Origin of the sequence: Marinobacter sp., assembly GCF_014859525.1 — a bacterium.
Classification (GTDB): Bacteria; Pseudomonadota; Gammaproteobacteria; order Pseudomonadales; family Oleiphilaceae; genus Marinobacter.
Window position 1 is genome coordinate 1 of the sequence record NZ_JACUUB010000108.1, and the last position, 6101, is coordinate 6101.

Genomic DNA, 6101 nt, shown 5'->3' on the forward strand with positions numbered 1-6101 from the left:
TACATCGAGCAGGGCAACGTGCACATCAACGGGCGACGGGCCCAGGTGGGTGATCAGGTGTTGCCGGGCGATGTGGTGAAGGTGAACGGCCAAGTGGTGGAGCCCCGGGACGAGGAAGATCTGGTCTTCATTGCCCTGAACAAACCGGTGGGTATTGTCAGCACCACCGACAGCGCGGAAAAAGACAATATCCAGCGTTTTGTCGGCCACAGCGAGCGTATTTTCCCCATTGGCCGCCTCGATAAGGATTCCCAGGGGCTGATTTTCCTCACCAGCAATGGTGACCTGGTCAACAAGATCCTGCGGGCTGGCAACAACCACGAGAAAGAATACCTGGTGACCGTCGACAAGCCGGTGACCCGGGAGTTTGTGGAAGGCATGAGCAACGGCGTGCCGATTCTGGGGACGATGACCAAGCGTTGCAAGGTGGAGAAAGTCTCCCGGTTTGTCTTCCGGATCATATTGGTGCAGGGCCTGAACCGCCAGATCCGCCGGATGGCGGAATACTTTGGCTATGAGGTGACCAAGCTCGAGCGGATGCGGATTATGAACGTCAGCCTGCAAGGTTTGCCGGTGGGCGCCTGGCGGGATCTGACGGAGAAGGAACTGGCGGTGCTGTTTGATGCCATCCGGGATTCGTCTTCGGAGGCAACGCAGCCGGCGGCCAGCAAGCCCCGCAAGAAACCCGCCGGGCCCAAAGGTGCCCGCCCGGGTGCCGGTGGTAAACCGGCCAGGGCCGGCGCAAAGCCGTCAGGTAAACCTTCCCCCGGCCGAGGTGGAAAGGGAGCTGGCAAAGGCACCGGCAAACCGCCTGCAGGCAAGCCTGGCCGTGGCCCGAAGCCCGGTAGGCGCACGACCGGCCCGAAAGGCAAACCCTGCAAGTCGCGCAAGCCCTCCATCAAGAAGCGTTGATCCGCTTCGCCGGCCAATAGGTTCTCTTCCTTACGGCAGAATCTGCCCTCAGGCGTTATGCTAACCGGCTTTAACCCCTGGCCGGATTTGCCCGAATGCTTGAGACGTTTTTCTCCACCTACATCAGCAGCACCATCCGCTTTCTGTTCCTGCTGGCACCGTTCTTTGTGGTCACCATGTTCCTGGCACTGACCCGCGGCCTGCCGGCGGCCGAAAAGGCGTCGATTATCCGCCGGGCCTGTGTGTCGGCCTTCATTTTAGGTGTGGTGCTGTTCTTCGCCGGGCCACTGTTGTTTGGTGCTATCGGCATCACTCTGAATTCTTTCCGGATTGGTGCCGGCAGCCTGTTGTTTCTGACGGCGATCAGTCTGGTGACCAGCGGCACCCGTAACCATGCCACCGGCCTGCCGGAGGAAGACCGCGACGATATCGCCGTGGTGCCCCTGGCCATCCCGGTAATGATCGGGCCCGCTACCATTGGTGCGATCATGGTCTACGGTGCTGAGCTAAAAGCCGTTCATGAGGTGGCTGGTGGCTTGCTGGGCCTGGTCTCTGGCCTGCTGATTCTGGCGGTGTTGTTGCGGTTGTCCGGCTATCTGGAAAAAGTGTTGGGCACAACCGGCCTGAACATCATGTCGAAAATCAGTGGCCTGATTCTCTCCGCCATGGCGGCAGAGATCGTGCTGACCGGCGTTGCCGGCTTTATTGCAAGTACTCAGGGCGCCTGACAGAATCGGGGTTTTGTATCGCCTGCAGGTTTGTTATGCCCGCCAACACCATTGATCACAATCGCACCCGCTACAACTTCGATGGTATCGATTCTGTCTGGTTGTTTGGTTACGGCTCGCTGATTTACAAGGTGGATTTTCCTTTTCTTGAGCAGCGCCCGGCGTCGATTCGCGGATGGGCTCGCCGCTTTTGGCAGGGCTCCCATGACCATCGCGGTACACCGGAATCACCAGGCCGGGTGGTCACCCTGATCGAACAGCCCGGAGCAACCTGTAAAGGTATGGCCTACCGGGTGTCGCCCAAGGTGTTTGAATATCTGGATGTGCGGGAGAAAAACGGCTACCTGCGCATCAGCACCACCATAACGTTTGATGATGGCAGCCATGCCGAAGGTTTGGTGTATATCGCCACCGAGGATAACGAGGCGTTTCTGGGCGAGGCCCCGGAAGCCGACATTGCCGCCCAGATTGCCGCGTCGGTTGGCCCCAGTGGGCCCAATTCCGACTATCTGCTCCGGCTGGCGGAATCCCTGCGGGCGTTGGGGGATGACTGCCGCCACACCTTTTTGATTGAGTCTCATCTCACCCGTTTAGGGCCTGTCGAGGCTCCCGATCGTTAAACGTCAAGCCGTGTAAAGCTTGTGCAAAACCGGCCCTTGGGCGCTGACATCTCCCTTTCAATCATTAATCTGGTGGCAAGGCTTCACGGAATGTTTCCGTTTAGCATGGTTCCAGTCGATAGGGACGGGAGAATTTCTATGAAACGATTTCTGATCAGCAGTACTCTCATTGTCGCCCTGGGCTTTGCCGGTATGGCCCAGGCAGATGGCTACCGTGGCCACGGCCATCCGCCGGGTATCCAGAAGCAGCTGGACCGGGGTAAGGCGCTCCCGCCTGGGCATCAGAAGAAAATGCTGCGTGCCGAGCATCGCCGGTCGTACCATGATCGCCACCGCGACAACCGCTATCGGGATAATCGCCAAAAGCATCGTTATGATCGCCGGGACTATGGCAAAAAAGCCCCTCAGTACCGGTATAAACGGCAGTACCACCATCATCGCAGTGGTTACCGGTCATCCCTGGGGCATAACGACCGGATTCCTCCCGAGTATCGGGCAGCCCGGATCATTCGTGATACCCAGATTCTTATTGACCAGACCCGCCGGTAGGCCAGCAACACGGTGATGTTGTACCCCAGGATGAACAGGGCAAGGGCATCGCGTTGACCGATGACGACATGCTCAGTACCCGCAAGGATTCGGCAGATTTCGTTCGACTGCCCGCTCACTCGGTGGTCTCCGGTGATAAATTCTACTTTGCCTGGAAGATCAGCCGCCGGCGGGAGCGTGGGATTCAGATGCTGCGGCGGTGGCTGGTGGATGAGGCTATTCGGGGTGGGCTCCGGGCGGAGCAGGTGTCGGGATAGGAAGTTCACCAAGTTTTAACGAACCGTTTGGGCATTGGCAGCGTGTGCTAGTGAGTAGCGTTTTGTTAATTCCGCGGTTTTAAGGGGTAAAGATGAGGAATTTGATCAAGCCAGTACTTTTGGTTGTCGCATTGCTACCGGTTTCTATGTCGGTGACGGCAGAACCGCCACATAAGGACACCCTGCCTCCAGGCCTGCAGAAGAAGGCTGATCGCGGTGAGCCACTGCCTCCTGGTTGGCAGAAGAAACTTGATGGGTATGAGCGAGGTGATTACCTCGACGCTGAGTTTCTGCGTTATGGGCGGGTGCGTGATCTGGATGATCGTCGCCAGCGCGTTGAGGTAGAAGACAAGGTTTATACGATTATCAAAGACACCCGGGAAATTGTTGACGTTCTGCGAGGGCGTAGGTGACAACCCGCTCTGACTGAAGGCGACAGCACCAGTGTCTTGGTGCCGTCGCTTTTCGGGTCAGTCTTTCGAAGGTCTTTCGACGACCTTTCGCTTGCCCTTGGCACCCTTGGCGAGGGCTTTCAGGCCATCGGCGTCGAAGGCATCCACCCGGATCACGTCATACAGGGCCGTCAGCGCCTCTTCCATTTTCGGGCACTCGTCAGCTTTGATAATGCCCTGGGCGCAGGCCCAGTCCACCAGTTCCTTGCGCTGGTGGCCCATCAGCAGAGCGATGCCGTCCAGTTCGTCTTCGTCACGACTGCGGATGGCTTCGTGCAGGCGCTGGCGCATCTCGGCGGTCTCGTTGGCCAGTTTGTAGGCGTTGAGTACGCGCCCCAGCGGATCGTCCGGGTCCAGGTTCACGAAGGTGCCGCGGCTGATGCGCTGGCGGACTGGCGTATCTTTCACAATCGTGTCGGCTACTTTCGCGCCTAGCTTGTCATTCGGGCCATTCAGGCCGGTCGCACCAAGTGGGAATACAATGAGCCGCAGCGGCCAGCGCAGGGCAGTCACCGGGAAGTTGATGATGGCTTTACGCATGGACTCCTGCAGGTCATGCAGGCAGGTTTGCAGGCTCCATTCCACCAGATCCCGCTGGTCTTCCGGATAGCCTTCTTCGTGCCATTGCTTGATGACGGCGGTGGCGTAATACATGTGTACCAGGCAGTCGGCCATTCGCCCGGACAGTCGCTGGCGGGCTTTCAAGCCACCGCCGACGGTGAGCAGGGTAACGTCCGTCATCATGGCAAAGGCGGCGGAGAAACGGCCTAGCTGGCGGTAGTACTTCTGAATATCGCCGTGCCGGGGCGAGGTTTCCAGCCAGCCTCTGCTCAGGCCCAGCACGAACGAGCGCAGGGCGTTGCGGGTGGTGTGCGCCAGATGTCGGTAGAAGATACCGTCGAATTTCTTGGCGGCCTTGTCCTGGTCTTCCATGCCTGCTGCTTCGATTTCCTCGACAATGAACGGATGGCAGCGAATGGCACCCTGGCCGAAGATCATCAGGCTGCGGGTCAGGATGTTGGCGCCTTCCACGGTGATGCCGATGGGCACCGCCTGGTAGGCGCGGGCCAGGAAGTTGCGGGGGCCGGTGATCACGCCCCGGCCAGCGACTACATCCATGGCGTGGTTGATCACCTCGCGCATCAGATCGGTGTTGCGGTATTTCAGCACGGCGGAGGGCACGGCCGGGCGCACGCCCCGGTCTAGCATGCCAACGGTGAGCAGGCGTGCGGCGTCCATCATGTAAGTGTAGCCGGCAATGGGCTCCAGGGCTTCCTGCACGCCTTCAAACTGGCTGATGGAGCGGCCGAACTGCTCCCGGGTATAGGCGTAGGAGCCGGTGGCCAGGCACGCCAGTTTGCCGGCACCGGTGCCCAGCGCAGGCAGCGATATCGAACGGCCGATCGACAGGCATTCCAGCAGCATGGTCCAGCCCCGGCCAAGCATGTCCTGGCCGCCGATGACCTGATCCATGGGGATGAACACCTCGGTTCCCCAGGTCGGCCCGTTCATGAACACGGTGTTCATCGGCAGGTGGCGGGCACCGGCATTGACGCCGTCGGTATCGCGGGGCACCAGCACACAGGTCACGCCGATGTCGTCCTGGTCACCGAGCAGGTGTTCCGGATCGTAGACCTTGATGGCCAGACCAATCAGCGTGGCCACCGGCGCGAGGGTAATGTAGCGCTTGTTCCAGGTTACTTTCAGGCCCATCACTTTTTTGCCGTTCCACTCACCCTTGCAGACAATGCCCTTGTCCGGAATGGCGCCGGCGTCGGAGCCGGCCACCGGCGAGGTCAGGGCAAAGCAGGGGATTTCATCACCACCGGCCAGCCGGGGCAGGTAATGCTGCTTCTGCTGGTCGGTGCCGTAGTGCATCAGCAGTTCGCCCGGGCCCAGAGAGTTGGGCACCATTACGGTGACCGCCGCCGAGACGCTGCGGGTGGAGATTTTCATCACGATTTCAGAGTGGGCGGTGTTGGAAAAGCCCAGGCCGCCGTCTTCCTTGGGAATGACCAGGCCGAAGAAGCCTTTGCTGCGGATGAACTTCCACACCTTGTCCGGCAGGTCGTAGTCTTCGTGGGTGATCTTCCAGTCGTCCAGCATCTTGCACAGCGCTTCCACCGGGCCGTCCAGGAACGCCTGTTCTTCGCTGGTCAGGTGCGCTGGTGCCGCGTCCAGCAACTTGTTCCACTCCGGCTTGCCGGAGAACAGCTCACCGTCCCAGTCGACGGAGCCGGATTTGAGGGCTTCGGCTTCGGTATCCGACAGTTTGGGCAGGCGCCCGCGAACCCAACCGAGCAAGGGCCGGCTGAACTTGTCCAGCCGGAGATCGCCGGGCAGGGTAATCAGCAGAGCCAGCGCCAGTAACACACCGCCAATCAGGAAGCTGAGAAGGTGCCAGTCGTCCTGAGCAACACCAATCAGGGTCGCAACCGACATCACGATGGCGGCGGTTTTACCACCGATGCTGAAGTAGATCAGCACCAGGGCACTGAGTACAAGAAGCAGAACGCTCATGGGCAGACCTCCATATCATTCAAGAAATCAGATAGATGTGTTTCTAACCATCGGTTAAACCTT

The 6101-nt window shown here is 59.6% G+C and carries 7 protein-coding genes; 6 read left to right on the forward strand and 1 reads right to left on the reverse strand.

Going from position 1 to position 6101, the window contains the following annotated elements; genetic code table 11:
* The 6 genes from rluF to IBX51_RS13915 form a co-directional block, all read left to right on the forward strand.
* Positions 1–912: 23S rRNA pseudouridine(2604) synthase RluF (gene rluF / locus IBX51_RS13890; RefSeq protein ID WP_291831890.1), on the forward strand; the 912-nt coding region annotated here is incomplete at its 5' end.
* 95 nt (positions 913–1007) lie between these two features.
* Positions 1008–1640, forward strand: coding sequence for a MarC family protein (locus tag IBX51_RS13895; protein WP_291831891.1), 633 nt, complete (start codon positions 1008–1010; stop codon positions 1638–1640).
* A 35-nt stretch (positions 1641–1675) separates the two neighbouring features.
* A complete protein-coding gene (locus IBX51_RS13900; protein ID WP_291831892.1) occupies positions 1676–2260 on the forward strand; it encodes a gamma-glutamylcyclotransferase in 585 nt (194 codons plus the stop codon).
* Between the two features lie 138 nt (positions 2261–2398).
* Positions 2399–2809, forward strand: coding sequence for a hypothetical protein (locus tag IBX51_RS13905; protein ID WP_291831893.1), 411 nt, complete (start codon positions 2399–2401; stop codon positions 2807–2809).
* Between the two features lie 53 nt (positions 2810–2862).
* A complete protein-coding gene (locus IBX51_RS13910) occupies positions 2863–3066 on the forward strand; it encodes a hypothetical protein (RefSeq protein WP_291831894.1) in 204 nt (67 codons plus the stop codon).
* A 92-nt stretch (positions 3067–3158) separates the two neighbouring features.
* A complete protein-coding gene (locus tag IBX51_RS13915; RefSeq protein ID WP_291831895.1) occupies positions 3159–3479 on the forward strand; it encodes a hypothetical protein in 321 nt (106 codons plus the stop codon).
* Between the two features lie 57 nt (positions 3480–3536).
* Here the strand turns inward: IBX51_RS13915 and IBX51_RS13920 are convergent, their stop codons facing one another.
* On the reverse strand, positions 3537–6038 hold the full coding sequence (locus IBX51_RS13920; RefSeq protein WP_291831896.1) for an acyl-CoA dehydrogenase: 2502 nt from the start codon (positions 6036–6038) through the stop codon (positions 3537–3539).
* Between the last annotated feature and the right edge of the window lie 63 nt (positions 6039–6101).

Excerpts from the sequence above, each read along its gene's own strand:
- IBX51_RS13905 (WP_291831893.1), top strand. The coding sequence starts at position 2,399 with ATGAAACGATTTCTGATCAGCAGTACTCTCATTGTCGCCCTGGGCTTT.
- IBX51_RS13895 (WP_291831891.1), top strand. The coding sequence starts at position 1,008 with ATGCTTGAGACGTTTTTCTCCACCTACATCAGCAGCACCATCCGCTTT.
- IBX51_RS13900 (WP_291831892.1), top strand. The coding sequence starts at position 1,676 with ATGCCCGCCAACACCATTGATCACAATCGCACCCGCTACAACTTCGAT.
- IBX51_RS13915 (WP_291831895.1), top strand. The coding sequence starts at position 3,159 with ATGAGGAATTTGATCAAGCCAGTACTTTTGGTTGTCGCATTGCTACCG.
- IBX51_RS13920 (WP_291831896.1), bottom strand. The coding sequence starts at position 6,038 with ATGAGCGTTCTGCTTCTTGTACTCAGTGCCCTGGTGCTGATCTACTTC.